This is a genomic window from Azospirillum sp. TSH100 (assembly GCF_004923295.1).
Classification (GTDB): domain Bacteria; phylum Pseudomonadota; class Alphaproteobacteria; order Azospirillales; family Azospirillaceae; genus Azospirillum.
The window spans coordinates 637,773-664,203 of record NZ_CP039636.1 but is presented as its reverse complement, the minus strand read 5'-3'; the positions used below and the strand labels follow the sequence as shown (position 1 = coordinate 664,203).

Genomic DNA, 26,431 nt, shown 5'->3' with positions numbered 1-26,431 from the left:
AGACCGCGTCTTCATCATGTGGTCGCCGACGGTCATTCCGCGATACGACCATCAGTGAGGAAACCCATGTCTGGCGATCTCAAGGAACGTGCGCTCGATTATCATCGGTGCGGCAAACCGGGCAAGCTAGCGATCGTGCCGACCAAGCCGATGATGACCCAGCGCGATCTGGCGCTGGCCTATTCCCCCGGCGTGGCCTTCGCCTGCCACGACATCGTCGCCGATCCGGCCCGCGCGGCCGAGGTGACCGCGCGCGGCAATCTGGTGGCGGTGATCTCCAATGGCACCGCCGTGCTCGGCCTCGGCGACATCGGACCGCTGGCCTCCAAGCCGGTGATGGAGGGCAAGGCGGTCCTGTTCAAGAAGTTCGCCGACATCGACGTCTTCGACATCGAGGTGGATGAAAAGGACGTCGACGCACTGGTCGAGACCATCGCCCGGCTGGAGCCGACCTTCGGCGCCATCAACCTGGAGGATATCGGGGCGCCGGCCTGCTTCGAGGTCGAACGGCGCCTGCGGGAGCGGATGAAGATCCCGGTCTTCCACGACGACCAGCACGGCACCGCCATCGTCGTCGCGGCGGCGGTCCACAACGGGCTGAGGGTGGTCGGCAAGCGGATCGAGGATCTGCGCGTGGTGTCCACCGGCGGCGGCGCGGCGGGCATCGCCTGCCTCGACCTGCTGGTCGGCATGGGACTGAAGCGCAGCAACATCGTCCTGGTCGACCGCGACGGCGTCGTCTACCGCGGCCGCAATGTCGGCATGAACCTGCACAAGGACCGCTACGCCACCGACAGCGCCGTCCGCAGCCTGGCGGAGGCGACGGTCGGCGCCGACCTGTTCCTCGGCCTGTCGGGACCGGGCGTCCTGAGCGGGGAGATGGTCAAGACGATGGCGCGGAAGCCGCTGATCCTGGCGCTGGCCAACCCCGATCCCGAGATCACGCCGGAGGAGGCGCGCGCCGCCCGCCCCGATGCGATCATCGCCACCGGCCGGTCCGACTACCCCAATCAGGTCAACAACGTCCTCTGCTTCCCCTTCATCTTCCGGGGTGCGCTCGACGTCGGGGCCACGACGATCAACGAGGCGATGAAGATCGCCTGCGTCCGCGCCATCGCCGACATGGCGCGGGTCGAGGCGTCCGACGTTGTCGCCGCCGCCTACACCGGCGAGCGCCTGCGCTTCGGCCCCGACTATATCCTGCCCAAGCCCTTCGATCCCCGCCTGATCGTCGAAGTGGCGTCCGCCGTGGCCAAGGCAGCGATGGACAGCGGCGTGGCCACCCGCCCGCTGGCCGACCTGCGCGCCTACCGGGAACGGCTCGGCCAATATGTCTTCCGCTCCGGCCTCGTCATGAAGCCGGTGTTCCACAAGGCCGCCCAGGCGCCGAAGCGCGTGGTCTATGCGGAGGGCGAGGACGACCGGGTGCTGCGCGCCGCCCAGGTGGCGGTGGACGAGGCCATCGCCCGACCGATCCTGCTCGGCCGGCCAGAAGTGGTGGCCCGGCGGATCGAGGCGCTCGGCCTCCGGCTCGTGCCCGGCCGCGACGTCGAGGTGATCGAGCCGGTGCGCGATCCACATTGCGCCGAATATGCCGACGTCTACCGGCAGATCATGGGACGGCGCGGCGTGTCGCCTGCCTTCGCCGCCACGGTGGCGCGGACGGACAGCACGGCCTTCGCCAGCCTGATGGTCCGACAGGGGGCTGCCGATGCGATGGTCTGCGGCACCGCCGGTCTCTATGCCGAGCATCACCGCCGCATCCGCGACGTGCTCGGCCGCCGCGGCGACTCGCCGGTGTCGGCGGCGATGAACCTGCTGATCCTCGCCAAGGGCACCTATTTCCTGTGCGACACCCATGTCAACCCGGACCCGAGCGCGGCGGAGATCGCCGAGATCGCCATCCTGGCGGCGGAGAAGGTGCGGCATTTCGGCATCGAGCCGAAGGTGGCGCTGCTGTCGCACTCCAATTTCGGAAGCTCCGACTCCCCCTCCGCGGTCAAGATGCGCACCGCCTGCGCCCTGCTGAACCAGCGCGCGCCGGAGCTTGAGGCCGACGGCGAAATGCATGCCGAAGCCGCCCTGTCCCAGGCGGTGCGCGAGGCGATGCTGCCCAACAGCCGGCTGCGCGGAGAGGCGAACCTTCTGGTCATGCCGACGCTGGACGCCGCCAACATCGCCTTCGAGATGCTGAAGGTGCTGGGCGAAGGCTTGTCGGTCGGCCCGATCCTGCTGGGCGTCAGCGCGCCGGCGCACATCGTCACCCCGGCCGTCACCACCCGCGGCCTGGTCAACATCACCGCGCTGGCCGTGGTGGACGCCCAGATCGACGGAACCCCCGTCCCGCTGCGGCAGGCGGCGGAATAGCCGGCGGAGCGTGGAGACGGCTGGGTCGGGCCCGTCGTCTCCGTGCCGTCCATCCGGCGACACCGTCGAAAGACGCAGGGCTGCCACCACCCGGCATGCGGCGCGAAGGCGCTGATCCTGACAGCGCTTTGACAGAAGTCCGCCCCTACACTCCTCAAGAACGCGGCGCCCGCGCGTGGCCAAGCCCCCGGCCTTCCCACACCCCGCCAGCGCCTCTCATCGGAAGCTCCAAAGGGGAGCATGGATCCGTGACCGACGAATTCGATTTCTATGCCGTCGACCCGGCCGTTCATCCCAAGGAACGGCAGGAGATCCGGTCCCTTCTGGGGCGCTGCGCCCTCGATTACGAGGAGCAGATCCAGATCTTCGTGGTCTGCCGCAGCGCCGGGCGGCTGGTGGCCTGCGCCGGGCTGGAAAGCAACATCGTCAAATGCTGTGCGATCGAGCCCGAACTGCGCGGCGGCTCGCTCAGCCTGACGCTGCTCAGCGAGGTGGTCCATCTCGCCTATGAACGCGGCCATTCGCACCTGTTCCTCTACACCCGGCCGGAGAACGTGTCCTTCTTCCAGGGCTGCGGCTTCTACCCGCTGGCCGAGGTGCCGGACTACGTCACGCTGATGGAGAACACGCCGGTCGGCATCCGCTCATACTGCGACCGGCTGCGCGCCTTGCGCCGGCCGGGGGCGACGATCGGCGGCGTCGTCATCAATGCCAACCCCTTCACGCTGGGCCACCGCTATCTCGTCTCGCTCGCGGCCGAGCGCTGCGACTGGCTCCACCTGTTCGTGGTCAGCGAGGACGCCTCCTTCGTGTCCTACCGCGACCGCTACGCGCTGGTGGAGGCGGGCGTCCGGGGCATTCCCCGGCTGACCCTGCATCACGGCTCCCAGTACATGGTCTCGCGCGCCACCTTTCCGAACTACTTCTTCAAGGAGAAAGGTGTGGTCGGCGACTGCTGCACCGCCATCGACCTGCTGCTGTTCCGCAACTTCATCGCGCCGGCGCTGGGCATCACCCATCGCTTCGTCGGCACCGAGCCCTTCTGCGGAACCACGCGCAAATACAATGCCGACATGAAGTATTGGCTGCAGACGGCGCGGTCCGCAGCACCGGCCGTCACCGTCATCGAGGAGACGCGCACCCAGTCGGACGGCACGCCGATTTCGGCGTCCGAAGTGCGCCGCCTGCTGCGCAACCATGATTTCGAGCGCATCCGCGCTCTGGTGCCCGCCGCGACCTATGACCTGCTGCGGGACAAATACGTGCCCAAAATCCTGCCGTTCGCCCCCGACCCGATCGGGTCCGGCGTCGCGCCCGACGCGCTCGCGTGCCGGGCGCTGGCGGTCGGCGTCTGAACCGGTCCGGCGGCCGGGCCACCGGACCATTTGGCCGGACCATCTGGAGTGAGACCGATGAAGATCGTGAAAGAGGCCCTGGCGGGGACGCTCGAATCGAGCGACCTGCTGGTGAAGGTATCGCCCGCATCGGGCGCCGAGTTGGAAATCGTCATCAGCAGCGAGGTGATGCAGCAGTTCGGCGCCCAGATCGACCATGTCGTGCGGGACACGCTGAACAGGCTGGAGGTCACCGCCGGCCTGATCGTGGTGGAGGACAAGGGGGCGCTCGACTGCGCCATCCGCGCCCGCGTCCAGACCGCGGTGATGCGCGGGGCCGAGGTCCAACAGATCAACTGGAGCGCCCTGTCATGAAACTGCGCCGCAGCATGCTGTTCCTGCCCGGTGCCAACGCCGCCATGCTGAGCACGGCGTTCGTCTACAAGCCGGACTCGATCATGTTCGACCTGGAGGACGCCGTGTCGCTGCGCGAGAAGGACTCCGCGCGCCTCCTGGTCTTCCAGGCGCTCCAGCTCCCGGTCTACCGCGAGATCGAGACGGTGGTGCGCATCAACCCCCTCAACACCCCCTTCGGCCACGCCGATCTGGAGGCCGCGGTGCGCGGCGGCGTCGATGTGGTACGCCTGCCCAAGACCGACTGCGCCGAGGACGTCGAGCTGCTGGAACGCGAGGTCGAGCGGATCGAGCGCGCCTGCGGCCGCGAGGTCGGCTCGACCAAGCTGATGGCGGCCATCGAAAGCGCCAGCGGGGTCATCAACGCGGTGAGCATCGCCAAGGCGTCGCCCCGCCTGATCGGCATCGCGCTGGCCGGCTTCGACTATGTCATGGATATGCAGACCGAGCGCGGCGACGGCACCGAGCTGTTCTATGCCCGCTGCGCCGTGCTGCACGCCGCCCGCGCCGCCGGGATCGACGCCTTCGACGTGGTGTGGTCCGACCTCAACGACGAGGCCGGCTTCCTGAAGGAGGTCGACCTGATCCGCCGGCTGGGCTTCAACGGTAAGTCGCTGATCAACCCGCGCCAGATCGAGTTGCTGCACAACGCCTATGCCCCGACCGAGGAAGAGGTCGAATACGCCGGGCGCGTCGTCGCCGCGGCGCTGGAAGGCGAACGCAAGGGCCTGGGCGTCGTTTCGCTCAACGGAAAAATGATCGACGGACCCGTCATCGACCACGCGCGCCGTGTGCTGCAGCGGGCCGAAGCCTCGGGCACCCGCAAATAGAGTGGAGATTCCTGTCGTGAACGACCTCATCGAAAACGGGCCAGCCGCCCAGCCTCTGGCCGACCAGCCCCTGCTGGATCGCCAGGGCCGCCCTTTGCCGCTGTTCAGTGGCTTCGCGCAACAGACGCCCTACCTGAAGGATCCGGTGGCCAAGCGGTCGCGCAAGATCTGCGAGACGCTGGAGGAGGCGATCCGCCGCTCCGGCCTCAAGGACGGCATGACCATCTCCTTCCACCATGCGTTCCGGGAAGGCGATAAAACGATCAATACCGTGGTCGACCTGCTGGCACGCATGGGCTTCAAGGATCTGACCCTGGCACCGTCGTCGCTGCTGAACTGCAACGCGCCGCTGATCGAGCACATCCGCAACGGCGTCATCAGCCGCATCTACACCTCGGGCATGCGCGGCAAGCTGGCCGAGGCGATCAGCCGCGGGCTGATGAAGCACCCGATCAACATCCATTCCCACGGCGGGCGGGTGAAGCTGATCCAGGACGGCGAGCTGACGATCGACGTCGCCTTCCTCGGCGTGTCGACGTCCGACGGCTTCGGCAACGCCAACGGCATCAGCGGCCGCTCGCGCTGCGGCGCGCTCGGCTATGCCAAGGTGGATGCCGAGAATGCCGGCACGGTGATCCTGCTGACCGAGGAGATCGTGCCCTTCCCCAACGCCCCGGCCAGCATCTCGCAGGATCAGGTCGATTTCGTCGTCAAGGTCGACCAGATCGGCGATCCGTCGAAGATCAGCGTCGGCGCGGCGCGCATCACCAGCAACCCGCGCGAACTGCTGATCGCCCGCCTCGCCGCCGAGGTGATGGTCCATTCCGGCTATTTCGTGCAGGGCTTCTCGCTGCAAACCGGATCGGGCGCATCGTCGACGGCGGCGACCCGCTTCCTCGAAGACCACATGCGCAAGGCGGGTATCACCGCCAGCTTCGCGCTGGGCGGCATCACCGGCGGCATCGTCGACCTGCACCGGAAGGGGCTGATCGAGCGGATCGTCGACACCCAGAGCTTCGATGGCGACGCCGCGGAATCGCTGCGAAGCTCTCCCGGCCACATCGAGGTGTCGACCAACGAATACGCCAACCCCGGCTCCAAGGGCACCTATTGCGACCAGCTCGATCTGGTGATCCTCAGCGCGCTGGAGATCGATCTCGACTACAACGTCAACGTCATCACCGGGTCCGACGGCGTGATGCGGGGGGCGTCGGGCGGGCATTCCGACGTGGCGGCCGCCGCCAACCTGTCGATCGTTGTCGCGCCACTGATCCGCAGCCGCATCCCCACGGTGGTGCGCCGCGTCACCACGGTGGTGACGCCGGGCGAATGCGTCGGCGTGCTGGTCACCGACCACGGTATCGCCGTCAACCCCAACCGCCCGGAAATCGCCGAGCGCCTGAAGGCGGCCGGCCTGCCGCTAATGACGATCGAAGAGCTTCAGCAGCGGGCGGAATCGATCACCAGCGAGCCGCGGCCGATCGAGTTCCTCGACCGGGTGGTGGGCATCATCCGCTACCGCGACGGCAGCGTGATCGACGTCGTGCGTCAGGTGAAGGACTGACGGCGATGACGGTGACGAGCAGGGGGGCGAACAGGACGGCGAACGGGGTTCCGCCCCTTCCCACCGGTGCTCCGGTGGCGCTCGGCGACATGCTGGAGGCGCGGGACCAGCGGGTAGAGCGGCAGCGCGCCGCGCTCGACCGCTTCGGCATCCCGGTCCTGTCGGTCACTCTGGTCATGCCGGGACCGGTCAAGGACACGCCACTGTCACGCTTCGTCCTGGAAACAGCACTCTCCGAGCTGGACGCGCTGTTCCATACCAAGGGCTGGGCCGTTCCGTTCCACCAGCCGCACTGGGCCGCGACCGGGGCGGAAGCGCTCCATGCCGTCGCCGCCGACGCCCGCGCACTGAAGCAGGCGGTGGCAGCCTTGGAGGACGCGCATCCGCTTGGCCGGTTGTGGGACATAGACGTCATCGACCCGCAGGACGGCATCCTGTCGCGCGGGTCTCTGGGTGTGGCGCCGCGGCGCTGTCTGGTCTGTGGCGAGCCGGCGCACGCCTGTGCGCGGTCGCGCCGCCACCCGCTGGACGAGGTGCTGGCGGTGATCGAGGAGAAGGTGCATGCATTCCGCGCTCGCTGACGCCGCATTTCCCGAAGCCGCCGCGGCAGGTCCGCTCCCCTGGCCGTTCGGGTGGAACAGGACCGTCGACACCCCCCCTCTGCTGGGTGACAGGCTCGCCCGTCTGGCGCACCAGTCGCTGCTGCGCGAGGTCATGCTGACCCCCAAACCGGGTCTGGTGGACCGGCGCAACAGCGGCTCGCACCGCGACATGGATCTGTCGACCTTCCGCGCCAGCGCCCGGGCGATCGCTCCCTGGTTCGCCAGGCTCTTCATGATCGGCCTTGCCGACTGCGACCTGCCGGCCGGTCTGTTCCTGCCACGCATCCGTCCCGATGGGCTGGCCTGCGAGCGAGCGATGCTACAGGCCACCGGCGGGGTCAACACCCACAAGGGCAGCATCTTCGCCTTCGGGCTGCTGTGCGCTGCCGCCGGGCGGCTTGCCGGGCGGGGTGCTTCCGTCGGTCCCGGCCCCCTGTGCGCCGAGGTCGCCGCGATCTGCGCCGGTGTGGTCGATGAATTGCGGCGGGGTGGCGAGGCGACCACGGCGGGCGAGCATCTGTTCCGACGCTACGGCCTGACCGGCGCACGCGGCGAAGCGGCCTCTGGCTTCGCCACCGTGCGGGCATACGCCCTGCCGATGTTCGAGCGGCTGCGAACCGCCGGCGCCGGCGCCGACATCGCGCTGCATGGCGCCCTGTTGGAGTTGCTGGCTTTCAACCCCGACACCAATGTGGTGGCGCGTGGCGGGCTTGGGGGGCTTGCCTTCCTTCAGGGGGAGGCGATGCGCCTGCGTCGTGCCGGCGGCGTCGGGGCGCCGGGATTCCTGCGGCGCATGGCGGCGCTCGACGATGCGGTGATCCGCCGCAACCTCAGCCCCGGCGGCAGCGCCGACCTGCTGGCGGTCACCTGGTTCCTGTCCCACCTGACCGGGGCATGCGGCCCGATGGCCGACGGACGGATGGCCTGAGGCGCCTGCCGAACGGCAGACGTCGGACGGCAAAAAGACTGCGGTGAGCCATGGGATCAGAACACATGCACGAGGTTGAGGCGGCCCTGTCGGAGGCGTCGGCGCGCTACAGCTTCGTGCTGGTGCCCGGACTCTATGACAGCGGCCCTGAGCACTGGCAGACCCATTGGCAGGCCCGCCATTGCTTTTGGCAGCGCATCGCGCAGCGCGACTGGAACGTCCCCGACATCGAACGCTGGATCGGAGCGATCCGCCGCCTTCTCGGCACAAGGTCGCGGCCGGCCATCCTGGTCGGGCACAGCTTCGGTGCGCTCGCCTCCTGCTGCCTAGCCGCCGACCGCAGCCACGCCATCGCCGGTCTGATGATCGTCGCCCCGGCGGAACCATCCCGTTTCGAGGCGGAGGACCGCGTGCCCGACGCGCCGCTGGGCGTTCCCGCCGTGGTCGTGGCCAGCCACAATGATCCGGTCATGCGCTTCCCGCGTGCGGTTCACTGGGCGGATTCCTGGCGGGCGGAACTGGTCGATCTCGGCGAGGCCGGACACATCAACGCCGAGGCCGGATTCGGCCCCTGGCCTTATGGACTGCGGATTCTGCGGGCGCTGGTGGCACGCGTCGACGCCGGCGCCGGCTGACGGGAATTTGATTTTTCAACCACGATGCGCTGACAGGCTTCTGACAGTTCCGATCGATAAATATCAGTCAAGGCCAACGGTGGTGAGCGCATCAGACCCGTGACAGGCCCGCTCCGCAGAAGAGGGTCTGAAACGACAAGCAAAGGACACTGGAACGGCCCGGCCGGCGAACATCATGGCTTGAAAAGCCGCTGTCTGGACGGGTCCTATTTTTTACCGGGTTTTCGCAGCGCTACGAAGAACAGCCGGTTCCTGCACCGGCTCTTTCCGGTCCGCTGCCGATCGCGCCCACCCACCCCACCCACAACAGCGCCGGGCGCGCCGGAACGGGTCATCTGCCCCGCCGGCGCGACCTTGAGCGCAGTCAACCGCAAAGTCTGGAGGATCCCATGCCCAGTGAAGTCTCTATGACCTCCGTTCCGCTCGATGCACCGCTCGGCGCGTCGGCGTCCGGCAACCGCACCGATTGGCGCGCACTGTGGTGGAAGCTGCTCGACATCCGCATCGGGATCATCCCCATTCCGGTCTTCGTCGTCCTGCTCGCGGTGTTCGCCGGTTCTGTCGCGACCGGATCGCTGACGCATGAGATCAACATGATGATCGCCGTGCTGGCGGTCTGCGGCTTCACCTGCGGCGAGTTGGGCAAGCGGCTTCCCGTGTTCCGCCACATCGGCGCGGCGGCGATCTTCGCCACCTTCATCCCGTCGGCCTTGGCCTATTACCATGTGCTTCCGGCGCAGATGCTGAAGTCGGTGGTGGAATTCACCAAGTTCACGAACTTCCTTTACCTGTTCATCGCCTGCATCATCGTCGGCAGCGTGCTGAGCATGAACCGCGATGCGTTGGTGAAGGGCTTCTTCAAGATTTTCGTCCCGCTGGCGAGCGGCGCCATCGCGGCGGGCTGCGTCGGCACGCTGGTCGGCACCCTGCTCGGCCTCGACGCCAAGCACACCTTCTTCTACATCGTCGCACCGATCATGTCGGGCGGTGTGGGCGAAGGCGCCATCCCGCTGTCGATGGGCTATGCCGAGATCCTGAACGGCAATCAGGGCGAGATTTTCGCCCAGGTGCTGCCGATGGTCATGCTGGGCAGCCTGATGGCGATCCTGATGTCCGGCCTGCTGAACTTCATCGGCAAGCGCATGCCGCACCTGACCGGCAACGGCCAGCTCCAGCCCGGCAACGCCGGCCAGTTCGCCGAGACGAAAAAGCACAGCGGCCCGATCGATGCCAACACCGTCGCCGCGGCCGGCCTGTTCGCTGTCACCCTCTACCTGATGGGCGTCATGGCACAGAAGCTGGTTGGCCTGCCGGCCCCGGTGGCGATGCTGTTCATCGCGGTGCTGATCAAGGTTCTGCAACTGGCATCGCCCTCGCTCGAAGCCGGTGCCGGTGTCGTCTACAAGTTCTTCCAGGTCGCCGTCACCTATCCGCTGCTGTTCGCCATGGGCGTGGCCGTGACGCCGTGGGACAAGCTGGTGTCGGCCTTCAACGTCCAGAATCTGATCATCATCTTCTGCACGGTGGCTACCCACATGACGGTCGGCTTCTTCGTCGGCCGGATGGTCAAGATGTATCCGATCGAAACCGCCATCATCAATTCCTGCAATTGCGGCCAGGGCGGCACGGGCGATGTGGCCATCCTCACCGCGGCCAACCGGATGCAGCTGATGCCTTTTGCCCAAGTGGCAACCCGCATCGGCGGCGCGATCACCGTCACCCTGTCGCTGATCGCGATGGCCAAGCTCATCTGAACCAGAAACTTCTGCAAGACGCCTTTCCGCTTCCCAGCGGAAAGGCGTTTCGTGTTTCAGGGCTTGAGGCAGTTTGCCAACGAGACTGCCATTGCCACCTTTTGCCTGTCCGTTCCATCATATTTTCTCTATATACAAGAATTTTAATAAACTATAAAATTTTTAAGAGCATTCCGTGAGAATTCTTATTGCGCATTGGGGTCGGGAAAATTTTTCTCTCTCTTAAAGAAAGGGCAAGATTGTGCCGTATCTTAACAATGATGGATACGTTGAATATTTCGATTACTGGACGCGCTGCCCTCGCTGCGCCCTGACCGGACCAATAAACCCCGATTGTCCGAAATGCTCCGGCACCGGGCGGGACTATCGAATCTTTTCCGAGAAGGAGGAATTTGAAGGAACGAACGTGATGGACTGCGCCTCGCTCGTCGAGGCCGTCGTCGCGTTTCTGTACCAGCGCAAACACGACGGGGGCATTGCCGAATGGTACCGACTGGCTTTGAACAACGGGTATGAGCCTTCGGACGCCGCCGCCGAGCAGATGCGGCCGGAAAGCACGCTGCACGCCTGGTTCAGATTTGTATTCGTCGATGTTCTTGACCGGGGGATGGTCGGCGTCGATGCGCTGGACGGTCACGAAGAGCTCAAGCCGCTGTCCGGGTCGCCGGAAGAGGCGATCGCGGCAATGAAGTACAACACCGCGCTCGCTCCCAAAGCGAAAGGAGCGCGCGTGTGTCTGCGCCGGGTTTATCTGCCGCCGGACTCGGAGGACACCGATCCGCAGGATCACGTTCTCGACAACGAGTTCGAGCCGTCCGCAGTCATCGGGGAGGTGGAATGGCGGGACCGTATCCTGGTGAGGCTACGGATCACCGATCCCGGCCCGGCAGCAGTTTCCTACGGAGGATTGGACCCAGCTTCTGGGGCGCCCCTCAAAGTTGGCGATATGATCACCGACTATCATTTCCGTTGGCTTGATTGCGCCGCCCTTGAGACGATTCCGGCGGTGCAGAAACCGACGGAGCCGGGCTGGACCGGAAGGATCGCTCCTCCCGACATCCTGGACGACGATGCGGCACTCGACCGGCTGTTCGCGCGCATCGAACAGTTGACCGCCCGTCACGGCGTTGCCGACGGGAAGGGCTATCCAATCTGCGAGAATTGCTTCCACCATGTGGAGACCGAACAATTCAGCCCGGTGTTCGGTTGCGCACAGCATAAGATCGCCGTCCTGGCGTCGCAAACCTGCGATCATTTCAGAACCAGCCCCGGAGGAGTTCCCATCGGCGCCCATCGGGTGCATTTTCCAGATGTGGCGGCCATGCTTGACCAAATCGACGGGACGCGCAGGAGTGACCTTGCCATGCTGGGTAAGCGTTTCAAAACCAGCGCCGGAGATTCGGCGAGCGAGGAGCGTTATTGGGACCTGGCGGAAAAGGAACTCGAACTCGACGAGTTGGCGGATGCAGTGCTCCAGCGTTTGGCGCCCGGCACGGTTTCGTCACGGTTGCTGGACATGCAGCCAGAGCAGGTGTCGCACATCTACAGCAGATTTTTCCGCGAAGGGACCGCATTGAGCAGCCGCATCGAACATGGTGATGAGGGCGGGGTGGAGCCCTATGACGATGAGGAAATGGACATATTGGAGCAGCCGTGGATGCTGGGCTTCATGACATTCTCACGATGTGGACGCCATGCGGCCTCTGCGGCGTTTTCGGCGCTTTTCCATGATAAAATTCTGGCGGATGCCCCTGAAAATTCAGACAAGCACCTCCTGGGCACGGCCGTCGCCCTGATGACATTGGAAGCTTTCACGGACCGGGAGATCGGCCGGGATGAAGCCCGCACCGCTCGGGATTTGGGGCGTCATTGTCTTGCCCGCGCCGAACGGAACATCGCCGGCGGGAAGGTTGATGCTGCCCATCTTGCCGAGCAGATTGCCGGCGTCCGCTCGTTGGTGGCGGAAATCGAACGGACTTTCCGATTTTAAAGTCTTGCTTTCCGTGTGATCGGCTCGCGCAAAATCGGACTTGACTTGAAGTGCGAGTCCGATCGCCGAACATAAGGTTATGACTTCTTACGGATGAGTGGATCGCGCTTCGATCATTGCCGATCCTGCGCGATCCACTCGAAAATCCGCGGTTCATCCGTCTTTCCCGATGATGTTGATGCGAAGCAACCGGCCGCCGTCCTCCAGAACGACCGCCCGGTCCCCATCGACGAAGGCGCAATTCGTCGTGGAATGATCGATGTCCAACCGGGCCAGGGCTGTGGCGGAAACGAGATCCCAGAGACGCACGGATTTGTCCTCGTGCACGGTGATCGCACGCTTTCCATCGCTTGAAACCGCCAATGCCGTCACCGCGCTGTCGGCGGAACCGAGGCGCTGGAGAACCGACGGCCCCTGCGTCGTCCACAGCACCAGGCAGCTCTTGGTTCCGGTCGACAGGATCCGTTTGCCGTCCGGCAGCAGAACGGCGTTCAGGAAAGGACCGCTGTCGACATCCAGAGAGGTCATGGTGCCGGAACGGGTATCATACAGCTCCGCCGGCTCAGCCTGCCGCAACTGTATCAGATGACCGGCGTCACCGTCGATCAGGGTGAACGGGCCGTCGGGATGGAACACGGACACCTCGCGGTTCTGAACGACCCGGTGCAGGGCCTTTCCCGAAAGGGCATCGACGATCACGAAACACCCGGGCTCCTCTCCACAAATTCCGAACAATCCGTCGCGGGACAGAATTGGAGCCACGCTACCGCCCTTGCGGGGAATCGAATGCTGCTTCACCTGCCTCCTTTCGACCAGATCGAACACATAGATTCCCCGTTTGGACGTCCGCACCAGATACCGGCCATCCGGCGTCGCCGCTGTTTGTATGGTTTCCGCCGATGCAGCCGGAACGTCGAGGGCCAGCACATTCCGCCCGCTTTCCAGGTCGATGACGGTCAAGGTCGTATCGGGAGCAAATCCTCTTCCCTCCACACTGCGCCAACGGACGGCGAAGCGGCCATCGGGGGTCACCATCAACTGTCCAAGACCCTCCCTGGTGACCTCCTCGTCAAGGGCATTCTGATCGCAACGCCACACATGCAGTTGGCCGTCACGGCGCAACGTCACGATGCGCCGGCCGTCACCCGTAATGGCAACCCTTGTGACATCGGAAAAATTGCCGGCGACATCACAGAGTTTCCGGCCGGTCTCGACATCCCAGAACCGCATCGGCCCGTCACTTTCGACGGACACCACCCGCCGCTCGTCCGGCAACAGGTATGCGCCGATCATGTCACCGCGGGGTGCGATCAGTTTTCTCACCTGGTCGCGGCTTTCACGATCCCACACCACGATGGCGCCTTCGTCACCGCTCGAAATGATCAGACGGGCGTCACGGGTGAATAGGACGGATTTGACGTCGTCCTGATGGCCCGCGAACAGTGCGTGATGCGTCTCACGCTTGGGATGGCTCGGGTAGATATTCTCGGAGCTCCTGGCGTAGAAGTTTCCTTTCAGAACACCGGCAGCCTGCCCCGATGCGCTGTCCCACAGCATCGGAGCTTCGGTGCAACCGAATCCACTTGCCCACGAGATAACCCACCGGCCGTCGTGGCTTATGGCGAACCCATATATTCTGTCTTTCGCCGGCCCCATGCACTGGACGGGGCTTCGGGCATGCAGGTCATAGACACAGACATGGTTCAGCGGGCTGGAATGGACCAGGAAACGGCCGTCCCCGGACACGGCGGCCGGCCCCTCGCCGCTCAGCTGGTCGATCACCTCCCCGCGGTCAAGGTCGAGAATATCCAGCCGCATATCGTCCCGCGCGACCACCAGCCTGCCGCCATCGGGGGTCGCGGCGATGGGATGCCAACGTCTGCCGTCCGGAGACTGCGCGATTTTCAGCACACGGTCGCCGCTGTCCAAATTCCAGGCGCCGATCGCGCCATCTTCGTCGACCGAGACCACCAGCGGCCCGGTTCCCAGTGGCAAGAGCGGTTGTGCGTAGCGCGATTTTCCCAACGCGATGATGTTCACCAGACTGTTGCCGGGCGAGGCCAAGATCGTCTGGTCCGGCCGAAGTTCGACGCCCCGAGGCGCGGACGCCGGCCCGAAGATACGCCGGCAAAGCGGCGAAGCAGGGTCGATGCGCCCCAACAGTTGCCCCGAAAGCTGCGCGGGATCGCGTTCCAGGACATAGGCCGACAAGCGCAAGGCACCACCCACCACCGCCGCCTCGTCATCGGGCGGCAGTCGCGCGAAATCATCGACAAGGTCACGAACGCCGCCGGCCCGTACCTTCGCATCGAGGAAACGGTGGTCGAGCAGGCAGTCCCGCAGATCATCGATGCGCCCGGCCTGCTCCAGAAGATAAGGTCTTTCCCACAGCTGCCGGCGGTCGATACCGCGATCGTCCCCGCCCGGCATCAGAAGCCGACTGGCGAAATAATCGGCGAGGGCCGATGCGAAGCCTCGACGTTCCGCCGCCGAGAAGCGGTCGGTCATGCGCGCCTCGATGGCGCGGTGGAAGATGGTGAGGACGACGGTACCGTCGGCCAGCCGTTCGGTCAGCAGCGGCCGCAGATCATGATACAGGCGGGACCACAGGATCGGCGGCAGGCCACCGGACTGCCGGGCGTCGGACCAATGCCTAGCCACCGAAGCGATCAGATCGGTTTCGCAGGACAGAACCTCCTGCATCTCGTCATAGCTGAGGCCGGAGCGCGACGCCGCGAGAAATCCGAACGCCCGCTGAGCAAGCTCCGGAATATGGCTCCTGCCAGCATCGGACAGCCTGTCGAACAGCGCGTCGATGATACCGTTCAGCGTAGACGGCGGTGGCGGCGGAGTCTCATCGCTGCTCCATTCGCACACCAGTTCCAGCAGCAATCGGAGGTAAAGCGGCAGCCCGACCTTGGAAAAGGCGCGCAGCGCCAGTTCCCTCTGCCCGGTTTGCAAGGTCCGTCCAGCCTCGGCAAGCCAGAGGTCCAGAATGCGGCCGGCCTCGTCCACCGACAGATAGGGCATCTTGAGAATTCGCCCGGCGCGCCTGCCGACATGGGCCGGCATCCGGTCCATGACCGCCGACACGATCATCCCGACATTGTCAGGCAATGTCGCCGGTATCCAATTATACTGGTGATTGGGCGAAGACTTGAGCAGCTGGTCCAGCGCATCCACCATGACGACAAGTGGCGGCCCGGACCATTGTCGTATTTCCCTCAGGAACGCCTCGGCCGCCTCTTCGTCATCGGCAAAAGCGCCCGGAGCCGGGCGTCCTCCCATCCGGGCAATCTCGCCGCAGAGATCGGCAAGCAGCAGCAGCGGCGTCACCGATTCCGACGTGGCGCCGACCGCACGATAGACGATACGGGCATCGGGCAGACGGCGGCGGATCGCCTCGCAGGCCGCCGCCATCACCGTGGTCTTGCCGATACCCGAAGGTCCCGCGACGACCAGCGGGCCATCGGCGTCGGACATCACGCCCGGTCTGATGTGTCCCGCGATGTCGGCGATGATTTCAAGGCGGTCCGTCACCATCCCGCGTTGCCTCAGGCGGAACCCTTCGTGAAGCGACGCTTCATCCAGCCGGGCATGGTCCTCCGTCGAGAGCTGATCATCGATGCCGCGACACAGCCGCTGTTCAACCGCAGTGGCGAAAGCGCCAAGATAGTCCGACCCGCCGCCCAGTTCGGCCAGAGCGGGTGCGAAATGGATGATCGCCTCTTTCGGCAGTCGTCGTTCCAGATCGGCCCGAAGACGGCGGCGGCGTGCATCGGCATCAACGTCGAGCGCGCCGGTCATGTCGACGTCCAGGAAATCGCGGCCACCGGCACTTGCATCCGAGAGGTCCCGGAACACACCTGTGATCGACGAGCGATGGGTCGCACCGCTCCCCAGCGCCTTGCGGATCTCCGTCTCGGTGACCGAAGCACCGAAACCGGCGGAGTCGGGGATGCCTGCGTTGATGGCGGCGGATTCCAACTGGGCGACCAGCCGTCGCTCCGCCTCCTCCCACGATCCGTCATCCGCTGTCGGCGGCCGCAGCCGCCATACCGGCGGGACGGCGTTGCGGTCCTGGCGATACCAGACCCGCAGCGCTTCGCGCGCCTCTGGCTGGGAGGCCAGCACTTCGTGATCCGCGTCGGAGATGACGACGGGTGCCGGGCGCCAGCCGTAGCGATCACCCAGCATGAAAAGGAAATGGCAGCGGGGCGACAGCGTCGCGCAGCGTTCGATTTCCTTCAGGCAGAGATCCAGAGTGCGATGGGCCCGCGCCGCTGCCGGCGGAATGCCCCACCGCAGGTCCACCAGTTCAAATGCCACGCCATGGCGCGCATACCGCTCCCGGACCGCTGGCAGGACACGGCTTTGCAACACCTCGCGTTCACTCTGGAAGTCACGGAACGTCGAGGACAGAAACACCCGGACCGGTGTGCCGCGTCGTTGTTGAATCATCGCCCCCTCCATTTCCGTAAACACGCGTTTCGCCGTCAGTCTTCCTGGGGGAGCACCGCGATTGCATTGTTCAAACTGTCGAGATCGGATACTTCGGCTATCAGTTGGAGCGTTTCCCGGAAAGTCTTGAGCTGCCAGCCGACGGTTCCAGGCTGCATCTGCGCCTGCCGGATCAGGGCGATGCCTTCGGCCTCCCGGTTCGTCAGAAGGCAGATTTCCGCCAGATCAAAGAAGCTCCATGGCGAATCATAGCCGCTTTCGACCTGCGGACGCAGGACGGCCTCGGCGTGTTCGATCGAGGTCTGGAAAGGCGCAAGATCAAGCCTGCCGTCACGCCGGGCACGGCAGGCGATCATGTTCAGCAGCGGATAGGGATGTCCGCGCGACAGGTCGGTGGCCAGTTCATACTGCCCAGCGGCACCCGCGTAGTCGCCGCGGCGCTTGAGAATGCCGCCCAGCGATGCGGCGGCGTCGAAATCATGGGGCGCCTTGGCGAGCGCGGCCCGCAACGAAGCCTCGCCATCCGGACCGACCTTCGTTTTCCCGTGGATCTTGTTCTCGGCGATGCCCTTTTCCCGCAAGGCCTCGGGATAATTCGGCAGCATCCGAAGCACTTGATCGAAGGAATCGCGGGCATTTTCCCATTCGCCGAGATCCCGATACAGCAGGCCGAGCTTCATATGGGTCAGCACGTTCGACGGATCCGCCGCCGCCGCGGCGATCAGGCGGCGTTCGGCATTGGGAAGGTCCCGGGCACGCAGAGCCTCTTCTGCCAGACGCAAGGACTCCTCGGCGAGGCCGCCTGCCCTCTGCTGTTGCAGGACCTGCCAGATCGGGCTGTCCAACGGGCTGTGGACAAGCGATTCCGTCACGACACGCGTGATCAATTCGCGGGATTTCTGCGCTTCTTCCTGCGGATTGTAGGCGTAGGGAAAGGCCCGGGTCTGTTGAACATCGAAAGGAATGGGTTGCCCGACTTGCCGGAACAACGCCGTCCCGGTCGAGCGAGCTCGATGACGCATCCCCAGTTCATAGAAAACATTGGCATTCAGCCCTGTGAGATCCGCGACGACGAAGCGGGAGTATTCGATATCGATGAACATGTCGTGCGAGATGACGCCAGTCAGAAAGGTCTGGTCGGCGCGTTTCGGGATAAGTTTTCCACCTTCGGGAAGCGTGACAGCAGAAATTGCCGGCTCAAAAATATTTTTATAAATATGATCGAAGTCGACTTCCGGCCCCCTCAATCCGATGAACCGCGCCAATATGGAAGATTCTCCAACAACCCTCTTCCCAAATGGCATTATTACAAAGCAGGATTTTTTTACATCAAACATCTTGAACGCCCCGATGGTTATGCTTAAAAATGGCAAAACAAATTTTGCATCCTCATTGATTCCTAGGCAGAAACTCGATTCTTGATTATGGTCGCTCAACAAAGCAACCTTTCATTAATGTTTTTCGCCAATTGTATTTCTTTAGGATCGCCGGTGGCGTTTATCGTCCGATTGGTTTATATTAATTATAGGAAAATCAATCCATAAGAGCAATACATCTTGCCCCGCAAGTGGCACTTTCTCCCAAATCCCTATTCTGAAAGGCTATTTCGAGAGCGAAGTGCTGGAGCATCAGAGGGATCATGGTGATGCGAACAAAAGCGACGGAGGAGGGCCGGAGACCTGGACGGCATCGACCAGATCGCTCCACCCGGGCAGAAACAGGAGGGAAAGGCAGCGGCGATTTGATCGCTACCGCCGGCGCGACCGATCCTACCGGCGAGCCCTCCGAACCGCCGAAGTCCAGGCGGGCAATGGCAGCGCCTTCCGGCCGGTGGAACCCGGATCATTCGCTTGGCGCCGAAACCCACCACTTGGTTTATGTCAAGCGCCGGGTGGCGCACGGGCCGATGAGCGCGGATGTTGAACGCTGGGCCTTGGACGCGCTCAACCGCCCCGTGGCCCATCTGTTCGGGCACGCTTTCCTCGCCGACCGGCTCGAAGCCCCGGGGCGCCATATGCTCTGGTTCGTCGGAGGTCTCCGGGACAGCCGAACGATTCTGCCGCTCGGCCTCGACGCGCGCCTGACCGTGCGGCATGTGATACGGTCAACGGATCACCTCGAAGATGGCTATCTGTCCGCCTGCGTCCAACGTCGCCGTCTGAAAGATCAAAACGTCGCGGTCTTCGCAGCCGTCGCCGACCCGGCATGCTCCGAGTATTTCGGCTTCAACAACTTGGAGCCAATTCTCGCCCCCGCACTGCTGCCGGCCAAAGGTCTGGACCTGACGCCAGCGGCGTTGACCGCGGCGCTTGGCATGAGGCTGCAGTCGCCTCGCCGCCTTCCTGACGGTTCGGACCTTCTGTCACGCCTGATCGATCACGCCGCGATGCTCTCACGCCGGCAACAGATCTTCATCAGCTATCGCTGGCGCGAAGCGACGCCGTTCGTCGCCCGACTCGCGCGACGGCTGGATGGTGCCGGCTACACATGCTGGTGGGATCGCTGGAGCATGAGCCGGGCGGTGGCGGAAGGTCAGGCCGCTTCCCCGCCACCCGCGCTTCGGGGCGTGCTGGAACACGCGATCGCGCGGTGCGCGGGGGTATCGCGGTTCGCACCCACGGATATGACCACAGCGACTGGACCGGTCTTGAGCACGACTGCATGCTCGACGCGCATCGGTCGCGGTCAATGGCCGTCGTCGATCTGCCGTTGGCTGCGGATGGCGTGCTGCCAATGCCAGTCGCCCAATGCCGCGATCTGGCCGCCGCCGATGCACTGATAGAACGGACGGTGGACGAAGTGCGGACTCGTCTGGCCGCCTGATGGATTCGACTGTCATTCGATGGGATGCCGGGGGCGACGCGGCCGATGCCGTCCAACGTCGGGCCGGCAAGGTTGCGCTCATGCCGCCGGCCCGACGTGGGTAAGGCGCTCAGGCGGGCCGTCACTGGCCGGAAAATGGACCTCTCCCATTTCACGAGTCATCCACCCATGTGACACTGCGATGCGGCCCGCCGAGCCGCCCCCAGGTAGAGGATACAATGACGGATTTCACGAATGTTCCGGTCGCGTCGGTCGTTGCACTGGCTGGACGGCGCATCGATCCGACGGGGGCGCCGCAGCCGCGCTTCCCGCTGGAGCAGGCCGAAGAAGTCGGCAGACGCATCGCCGAGGCTTTCCGCCGGGTTGGCGCGGTTGCCCTCGTCTCGTCGGCGGCCTGCGGCGCCGACCTTGTCGCTCTGGAACAAGCGGAACGACTGGGCCTGCGCCGCCGGATCGTGCTGCCCTTCGCACCGGACAGGTTCAGAAACACCTCGGTGATCGACCGTCCGGGTCCGTGGGGAACGGTGTTCGACCGTCAGGTTGCCGCAGCGATGGCTGCCGATGACCTCGTCGTGCTCCGACAAGGCGGCGGCGACGACGCATACGCCGCAGCCAATGAAGTCATCCTGCGGGAAGCGCAGGCGCTGGCCGCCCCGGTGGGCGGGTCGCAGCGGCGACAGTTCGCGATGCTCGTCTGGGAAGGCAGCCCGCGCCCAGGAAACGACGCCACCGCCCAATTCGGAACGCTCGCAAGGATGGCAGGCTTCTCGCTGGAGTCCATTCCGACCTTATGACCGATCGCACCGGCGCGCTTCATCGCCAACGGCGAGGCGGTGCCATTTCTTGCCCAACCCTGGGCCGCGCTGGTTGGGTTCCGGTCTGGAGCACCGCGTCCAGTTCACGCCTGCGCCGCGCCGTCGAAGACATGCGCGTCCTCGGCCACCCAGTCGATGCGCGCCCGTCCGCCCACCGCCAGCCCTTCGGCTCCGGTTCGGCCGAAGGGAACGCGGATCGCCATGCTCTGCTTCCAGTCGGTCTCTACCGAGAAATGGGTGTTGTCGCCGAGGAAGGTGATGTCGCGGATGGTCACCGCCATGCCGGCATCGCCGCCATCGCCCGTACAGGCGCGGATGCGGACGCGCTCGGGCCGCAGCATCAGGGTGCCGGCGGCACCGGCCTTCACGCTGCCGTGGGAGCGGACACCGCCGACGATGGCGCCGTCGGGCAGGACGATCTGGGCGTGATGACCGTCGACCCGGTCGATCCGGCAGGACAGGAAGTCGGAATTGCCGACGAAGCCGGCGACGAACTGGGTGGCCGGGTTCTGATACAGTTCGGTGCTGGTGCCGATCTGGTCGATCCGCCCCTGGCTGAACACGGCGATCCGGTCGGACAGGCGCAGCGATTCCTCCTGGTCATGGGTGACGTAGAGGATGGTCACGCCGGTTTCCTGATGGATGCGCTTGATCTCGAACTGGATTTCCTCGCGCAGCTTCTTGTCCAGCGCCGACAGCGGCTCGTCCATCAGCAGCACCGGCGGATTGTAGACCAGCGCGCGGGCCAGCGCGACACGCTGCTGCTGGCCGCCGGACAGCTGGTTGGGCAGACGGTCCTGGACCTTTTCCAGCCGCGCCAGCCGGATCATCTCGGCAACCTTCGCCTGGATGTCGGCCGACGCCATCCGGCGGACCCGCAGCGGAAAGGCCACATTCTCCGCCACCGTCAGGTGCGGAAACAGGGTGTAGCGCTGGAAGACCATGCCAATGTTGCGCTTGTGCGAGGGTACGGACAGGATCGACTTCCCCTGAAGAAGAACATCGCCCTCGGTCGGGTCGAGGAAGCCGGCGATGACGTAGAGCGTCGTGCTCTTGCCGGACCCGGACGGCCCCAGGAAGGTGATGAACTCGCCGCGCCCGATCGTCAGGTTCACGTCCTGGACCGCGACCGTGCCGCCATAGGACTTCTTGATGTTGCGGATGTCGAGGAAGGGCATCATTTCGTTCTCCCACGGAACCAGGCGGCGACCACCATAAGCGCCAGCGTGAACAGAAGAAGCAGGGTGGAGGCCGCCGCGACCACCGGGGTCAGATCCTGGCGCAACGTTCCCCAGATATGGACGGGCAGCGTCTGCAAGGTCGGGCTGGCCATGAAGATGGCAATCACCACCTCATCCCACGACGTGAGGAAGGCGAAGACGGCGGCGCCGAACAGGCCCTCGCGGATCGCCGGGATGGTGATGCGCAGCTTGGCCTCCCACGGATTGGCCCCGCACAGGATGGCGGCATCCTCGATGGCCTTGTCGAACCGCTCAAGCGCGTTGCAGATCGAGGTGATCGCCAGCGGCAGCGCAATGACCGTGTGGGCCAGGACGAAGCCGACCAGGGTGCCGCCGAGACCGATGCGCAGGAAGAAGGCGTAGAGCGCCACCGCCACCACAATCACCGGCATGATCATCGGCATCAGGAACATCGCCCGCACCGCCTCGCGCCCCGGAAAGCTGCCGCGCACCAGCCCGAAGCTGGCCAGCAGGCCGAGGCCGACCGACAGGATCGTCACCAGAACCGCGCATTGCAGGCTGGTCAGGGTGGAGTCGATCCAGCGCGGATCGGCGAACAGATCCTCGTACCAGCGCAGCGTCCAGGACGGCGGCGGGAAGACCAGCCATTGCGAGGAGCCGAAGGACAGCGCGACCGTGAACAGGATCGGCAGCAGCAGGAAGGCGGCGACGAACAGGCCGATGCCGACCAGCACCCATTTCAGCCCGCCCAACCGGTGGAAATCCAGCAACATGTCACGCCCTCCCCGCTTGCGCGCGCCGGAACAGCCGCAGTTGCAGCGCGTAGAGCGCCAGGGTCAGGACCAGAAGCGCGAAGGCCGCCGCTCCGCCCATGCCCCAGTTCAGCAGCGACTGGATCAGCTGGGCGATCAGTTCAGCCGCCATCATGTTCGAGGTGCCGCCGAGCAGCGACGGCGTGACGAAATAGCCGAGCGACATCACGAAGGTCATCAGCCCGCCCGCCGCGATGCCCGGCAGCGACAGCGGCAGCAGCACGCGGCGGAAGGCGTCCAGCCGCCCGGCCCCGCACAACGCCGCCGCACGCAGCAGATCCGGCTCGATCCCGCGCATCGTCGTCACCAGCGGCAGGATGATGAAGGGCAGCATAATGTAGGTCATGCCGATGGTGACACCGACCAGATTGTTCACCAGCGTCAGCGGCTCGTCGATGATGCCCAGCCCGATCAGCGTCTTGTTGATGACACCGGTCCGCTGCAACAGCACCATCCAGGCATAGGTTCGGGCCAGCAGGTTGGTCCACATCGACAGGATGATGATCCCGAACAGCAGGTCGGCCCAGCGCCGGGGCAGAATCACCAGAAGCCAGGCGATGGGATAGCCGATCACGACCGTGATCGCCGTCACCACCGCCGACACCAGGAAGGTGTTGAGGAAGACGCGGCCATAGGTTGCCGATTCCACCAGCTCGGCGTAATTCTGCAACCCGAGCGTCGGCTCCGTGACGCTGCGCAGCAGCAGGAGCAGAACCGGCAGGACGAACACGAGCGACAGCAGGACGAGCGCCGGCAGGACATAGGAGAAGCCGCCGCCGCTGCGTCGTCGGCGCTGGGGAGGGCCGCCGCCACGTTCCACGATGGACACTGAGGTCATACCGAATTCCTCGTCTGGCCGAACACGCACCCTGACCGGCCGCATCCGGCCGGCTTGCATCGGGCGGGGGAACCGGAAAGCCGGACATGCCGGCCTCCAGCCCCACGCCACATTTCCCACGGTTGGCGCAACGCGTTACTTGCCTTGCCAGTCGTACCAGCGCTTGGCGATCTCATCGCGGTGTTCCGCCCAATAGGCCATGTCCAGGTTGATCTGGCCCTGGGTGTGTTCGTCGGGCAGGGTCGCCCGCACATCGGGCTTCAGCAACTCCTTCGACCCGGTGTTGGTCGGGGCGTAGCCGGTCAGCAGGGCGAAGTCGGCCTGGGCCTGGGCGCTGGTGGCGAAGGCGATGAACTTCATCGCCGCTTCCTTGTCGACCGTCCCCTTGGGCACGACCAGCGCGTCCGCCGCCGTCAGGTTCTGGTCCCAGGAAATCCCGACATCGACGCCGGAGCGCCGGATGGCGTCGATACGGCCGTTCCAGAACATGCCGATCGGCGCCTCGCCCGAGGCCAGCAGCTGCTGCGACTGCGCCCCGCCCGACCACCAGATGATCTGCGGCTTGATGGTGTCGAGCTTCTTGAAGGCGCGGTCGAGATCGAGCGGATAGAGCTTGTCGGGCGCCACGCCGTCGGCCAGCAGCGCCAGTTCCAGCACTCCCGGCGCCGACCATTTGTACAGGGTGCGCTTGCCGGGGAAGCTGCTCAGGTCGAACAGGTCGCTCCAGCTCTTGGGCGTCTTCTTCCTGAACTGGTCACGGTTGTAGCCGAGCGCGAAGGAGTAATAGAAGCTGCCGACCGAATAGGGGGTGACGAACCGCGGGTCGAGCTTGCTCTTGTCGATGATGGAGAAATCCAGCGGCTCCAGCAGCCCGTCCTTGCCCGCCTTGACGGCGAAGTCGTTCTCGACATCGACCACGGTCCAGGCCGGCTTGCCGCTCTCGACCATCGCCTTCAGCTTGCCGTAGTCGGTCGGGCCGTCCTGCAACACGTTGATGCCGGACTGCTTGGCGAATGGCTTGGCCCAGGCTTCCTTCTGGGCGTCCTGGGTGGTGCCGCCCCAGCTGGTGAACACCATGTCCTTGGCGAGCAGCGGTGTGGACCACAGAATGGCGGCGCCGAACAGAGCGCCCACGGACAAAAGCTTGCTCATCTCTTTTCCTCCCTGTTTTCGATGATCGGCACCGGTGTTTCCGGCCGCTCGACCGGACTTTCGGACGCTAGCGGGTCAGCGCGGCGGCGAGAACGGCGCCGCCTTCAGTATCTTGTTCTCCATCTCCTCGATCAGCGCCTGGATCTTGGGCAGGAAGGTCTGCCAGGTCGGATCAGCCGCTAGGGCGGCGCGCCGGGCCTCGCGATCGTTGAGGTCGGCATAGGCCCAGATGTGCACGATCTCGTTGAGCCGGCCGATTTCCGAGAAGAAATAGCCGACCAGCGTGCCAAGATGGCCCCGCTGGATCACGATTCCCTCGTCCTCGACCAGTTTCAGATAGGCCGGAACCGTCCCCGTCTTAAGCCGGTAGGTCCGCATCTCGTAGATCATCGCCGCTCTCCTCAGCGCATCACGAAGGGATCGGCGATCGGCTCGTCGGAGGTGCGGATCCACACCGACTTGGTGCGGGTGTAATCCAGCACCGCCTCCAGACCGCCCTCCCGCCCCAGGCCGCTCAGGCCATAGCCGCCGAACGGCACGATCGGCGACACGGCGCGGTAGGTGTTGACCCAGACCACGCCGGCCCGGATGCGCCGGATCATCCGGTGGGCGCGGGTCAGGTTGTTGGTGAAGACGCCGGACGCCAGACCGAACTCGCTGTCGTTGGCCTTGGCCACCGCGTCCTCCTCCCCATCGAAGGGAATGACGCTGAGGACCGGGCCGAACAGCTCCTCCCGCACGCAGGCGACGCTCTGGTCGGCGCAGGCCAGGATGGTCGGCTCATAGTAGAAGCCATCGCCCAGGACGCCATCCGGCCCCCCGTCTAATCCCTCGGGCCGCCGCCCGCCGGTGACCAACCGGGCTCCGGCCTCCAGACTGCGGGCCACCACGTCCTCGATATGCGCGATCTGCCGCGCGGTCGCCAGCGGCCCCATCTCGGTGGCACGGTCCTGTGGATCGCCGATGCGGATCGCCTTGGCCTTGCGCGTCAGCACGTCGAGCAGACGGGTATGAACCGTGCGCTCCACCAGCAGGCGCGAGCCGGCGACGCAGCTCTGCCCGGAAGCGGCGAAGACGCCTGCCACCACGGCATTCGCCGCACTCTCCAGATTGGCGTCGTCGAAGACGACGACCGGCGATTTGCCGCCCAGTTCCAGCGTGGTGTAGGCGAGATTCGCCGCCGTGTTGCGTACCACATGGCGCGCGGTGGCCGGCCCGCCGGTGAAGGCGACGCGCGAGACCAGCGGATGGCTGGTCAGCGTCCGGCCGCATTCGTCGCCGAAACCGGTGACGATGTTGACCACGCCCTTCGGAAAGCCGGCCTGCTCCACCAGCCGGGCGAATTCAAGCAGGGGCGCCGGGCCATCCTCGGACGCCTTCAGCACCACCGTGCAACCGGCGGCCAGCGCCGGCCCCAGCTTCACGGCGGAGAGGAACAGCTGCGAATTCCACGGCACCACGGCGGCGACGACGCCGATCGGCTCGCGGCGCAGGAAGGCTTCCATGTCGGCCTTGTCGACCGGCAGATACGCCCCCTCCACCTTGTCGGCCAGCCCGCCGTAATAGCGGTAATACTGGGCGACGTAGCCGATCTGCGCGCTGGTCTCCCGGATGATCTTGCCGGTATCGCGGGTCTCCAGCTCGGCGAGACGGCCGCTGTGTTCGGCCACCAGATCGCCCAGCCGGTTGAGAAGCGTACCACGCGCCGACGCGGTCAGACCGGCCCAGGCCGGATCGGTCAGGGCGCGGTGGGCGGCGCGGACCGCGCGGTCGACCTCCGCCGCCGTCGCCGCCGGCATCACGGCCCAAGCGGATCCCGTAGACGGATCGATGCTGTCGAAGGTCGCCTCGCCCGGTTCGAACACGCCGTCGATGTAGGCTTGGAAACGCGGCAGCGGCATGGTCTTTCC

General features: G+C 65.2%; 20 protein-coding genes. 12 read left to right on the top strand and 8 right to left on the bottom strand.

The window, feature by feature from the left end:
* Window positions 1-66: 66 nt before the first annotated feature.
* From E6C72_RS20525 to E6C72_RS20480, 10 genes are all read left to right on the top strand, one after another.
* A complete protein-coding gene (locus tag E6C72_RS20525) occupies window positions 67-2,367 on the top strand; it encodes an NADP-dependent malic enzyme (RefSeq protein WP_109087010.1) in 2,301 nt (766 codons plus the stop codon).
* 248 nt (window positions 2,368-2,615) lie between these two features.
* A complete protein-coding gene (citC, locus tag E6C72_RS20520) occupies window positions 2,616-3,722 on the top strand; it encodes a [citrate (pro-3S)-lyase] ligase (RefSeq protein WP_109087009.1) in 1,107 nt (368 codons plus the stop codon).
* 57 nt (window positions 3,723-3,779) lie between these two features.
* Window positions 3,780-4,076: a citrate lyase acyl carrier protein gene (gene citD, locus E6C72_RS20515; RefSeq protein ID WP_109087008.1), complete on the top strand. Its 297-nt coding sequence runs from the start codon at window positions 3,780-3,782 to the stop codon at window positions 4,074-4,076.
* A complete protein-coding gene (gene citE, locus E6C72_RS20510) occupies window positions 4,073-4,945 on the top strand; it encodes a citrate (pro-3S)-lyase subunit beta (protein WP_109087007.1) in 873 nt (290 codons plus the stop codon). Before citD ends, citE begins: the two co-directional genes overlap by 4 nt.
* A gap of 16 nt (window positions 4,946-4,961) precedes the next feature.
* Window positions 4,962-6,509: a citrate lyase subunit alpha gene (gene citF, locus E6C72_RS20505; RefSeq protein WP_247875836.1), complete on the top strand. Its 1,548-nt coding sequence runs from the start codon at window positions 4,962-4,964 to the stop codon at window positions 6,507-6,509.
* Between the two features lie 5 nt (window positions 6,510-6,514).
* Window positions 6,515-7,090, top strand: a complete 576-nt coding sequence (gene citX, locus E6C72_RS20500; RefSeq protein WP_169055251.1) for a citrate lyase holo-[acyl-carrier protein] synthase — start codon at window positions 6,515-6,517, stop codon at window positions 7,088-7,090.
* On the top strand, window positions 7,071-8,039 hold the full coding sequence (gene citG / locus E6C72_RS20495) for a triphosphoribosyl-dephospho-CoA synthase CitG (RefSeq protein ID WP_109087006.1): 969 nt from the start codon (window positions 7,071-7,073) through the stop codon (window positions 8,037-8,039). Before citX ends, citG begins: the two co-directional genes overlap by 20 nt.
* Before the next feature lie 65 nt (window positions 8,040-8,104).
* Window positions 8,105-8,674: an alpha/beta hydrolase gene (locus tag E6C72_RS20490; protein WP_247875835.1), complete on the top strand. Its 570-nt coding sequence runs from the start codon at window positions 8,105-8,107 to the stop codon at window positions 8,672-8,674.
* Window positions 8,675-9,063: 389 nt separating this feature from the next.
* A complete protein-coding gene (locus E6C72_RS20485; protein ID WP_109087004.1) occupies window positions 9,064-10,428 on the top strand; it encodes a 2-hydroxycarboxylate transporter family protein in 1,365 nt (454 codons plus the stop codon).
* 241 nt (window positions 10,429-10,669) lie between these two features.
* Entirely contained in the window at window positions 10,670-12,418 is a 1,749-nt protein-coding gene (locus tag E6C72_RS20480) for a hypothetical protein (RefSeq protein ID WP_136700819.1), read from the top strand.
* A gap of 153 nt (window positions 12,419-12,571) precedes the next feature.
* On the opposite strand, the gene E6C72_RS20475 is transcribed toward E6C72_RS20480, so the two are convergent.
* Together E6C72_RS20475 and E6C72_RS20470 are read right to left on the bottom strand one after the other, a co-directional pair.
* On the bottom strand, window positions 12,572-16,879 hold the full coding sequence (locus tag E6C72_RS20475) for a DUF4062 domain-containing protein (RefSeq protein WP_158280194.1): 4,308 nt from the start codon (window positions 16,877-16,879) through the stop codon (window positions 12,572-12,574).
* A gap of 35 nt (window positions 16,880-16,914) precedes the next feature.
* On the bottom strand, window positions 16,915-18,315 hold the full coding sequence (locus E6C72_RS20470; protein ID WP_136700817.1) for a tetratricopeptide repeat protein: 1,401 nt from the start codon (window positions 18,313-18,315) through the stop codon (window positions 16,915-16,917).
* A 305-nt stretch (window positions 18,316-18,620) separates the two neighbouring features.
* Here E6C72_RS20470 and E6C72_RS20465 point away from each other — a divergent pair, with 305 nt between their 5' ends.
* Both E6C72_RS20465 and E6C72_RS20460 read left to right on the top strand, forming a co-directional pair.
* Window positions 18,621-19,658 (top strand): toll/interleukin-1 receptor domain-containing protein, encoded by a 1,038-nt coding sequence (locus tag E6C72_RS20465; RefSeq protein WP_136700816.1) that lies wholly within the window; start codon window positions 18,621-18,623, stop codon window positions 19,656-19,658.
* A 262-nt stretch (window positions 19,659-19,920) separates the two neighbouring features.
* Window positions 19,921-20,496 carry a hypothetical protein gene (locus E6C72_RS20460; protein ID WP_109086999.1) on the top strand — a complete coding sequence of 192 codons (576 nt, stop codon included), beginning with the start codon at window positions 19,921-19,923 and terminating at the stop codon, window positions 20,494-20,496.
* A gap of 104 nt (window positions 20,497-20,600) precedes the next feature.
* Here the strand turns inward: E6C72_RS20460 and E6C72_RS20455 are convergent, their stop codons facing one another.
* The 6 genes from E6C72_RS20455 to E6C72_RS20430 form a co-directional block, all read right to left on the bottom strand.
* On the bottom strand, window positions 20,601-21,698 hold the full coding sequence (locus tag E6C72_RS20455) for an ABC transporter ATP-binding protein (protein ID WP_199228807.1): 1,098 nt from the start codon (window positions 21,696-21,698) through the stop codon (window positions 20,601-20,603).
* Window positions 21,695-22,492 carry an ABC transporter permease gene (locus E6C72_RS20450; RefSeq protein WP_109086998.1) on the bottom strand — a complete coding sequence of 266 codons (798 nt, stop codon included), beginning with the start codon at window positions 22,490-22,492 and terminating at the stop codon, window positions 21,695-21,697. Before E6C72_RS20450 ends, E6C72_RS20455 begins: the two co-directional genes overlap by 4 nt.
* A 1-nt stretch (window position 22,493) precedes the next feature.
* Window positions 22,494-23,369, bottom strand: a complete 876-nt coding sequence (locus tag E6C72_RS20445; RefSeq protein WP_109086997.1) for an ABC transporter permease — start codon at window positions 23,367-23,369, stop codon at window positions 22,494-22,496.
* A gap of 135 nt (window positions 23,370-23,504) precedes the next feature.
* Window positions 23,505-24,521, bottom strand: a complete 1,017-nt coding sequence (locus tag E6C72_RS20440) for an ABC transporter substrate-binding protein (RefSeq protein ID WP_109086996.1) — start codon at window positions 24,519-24,521, stop codon at window positions 23,505-23,507.
* Between the two features lie 75 nt (window positions 24,522-24,596).
* Entirely contained in the window at window positions 24,597-24,911 is a 315-nt protein-coding gene (locus E6C72_RS20435) for an NIPSNAP family protein (RefSeq protein ID WP_109086995.1), read from the bottom strand.
* Between the two features lie 11 nt (window positions 24,912-24,922).
* Entirely contained in the window at window positions 24,923-26,422 is a 1,500-nt protein-coding gene (locus tag E6C72_RS20430) for an aldehyde dehydrogenase (RefSeq protein ID WP_109086994.1), read from the bottom strand.
* Window positions 26,423-26,431: the final 9 nt, after the last annotated feature.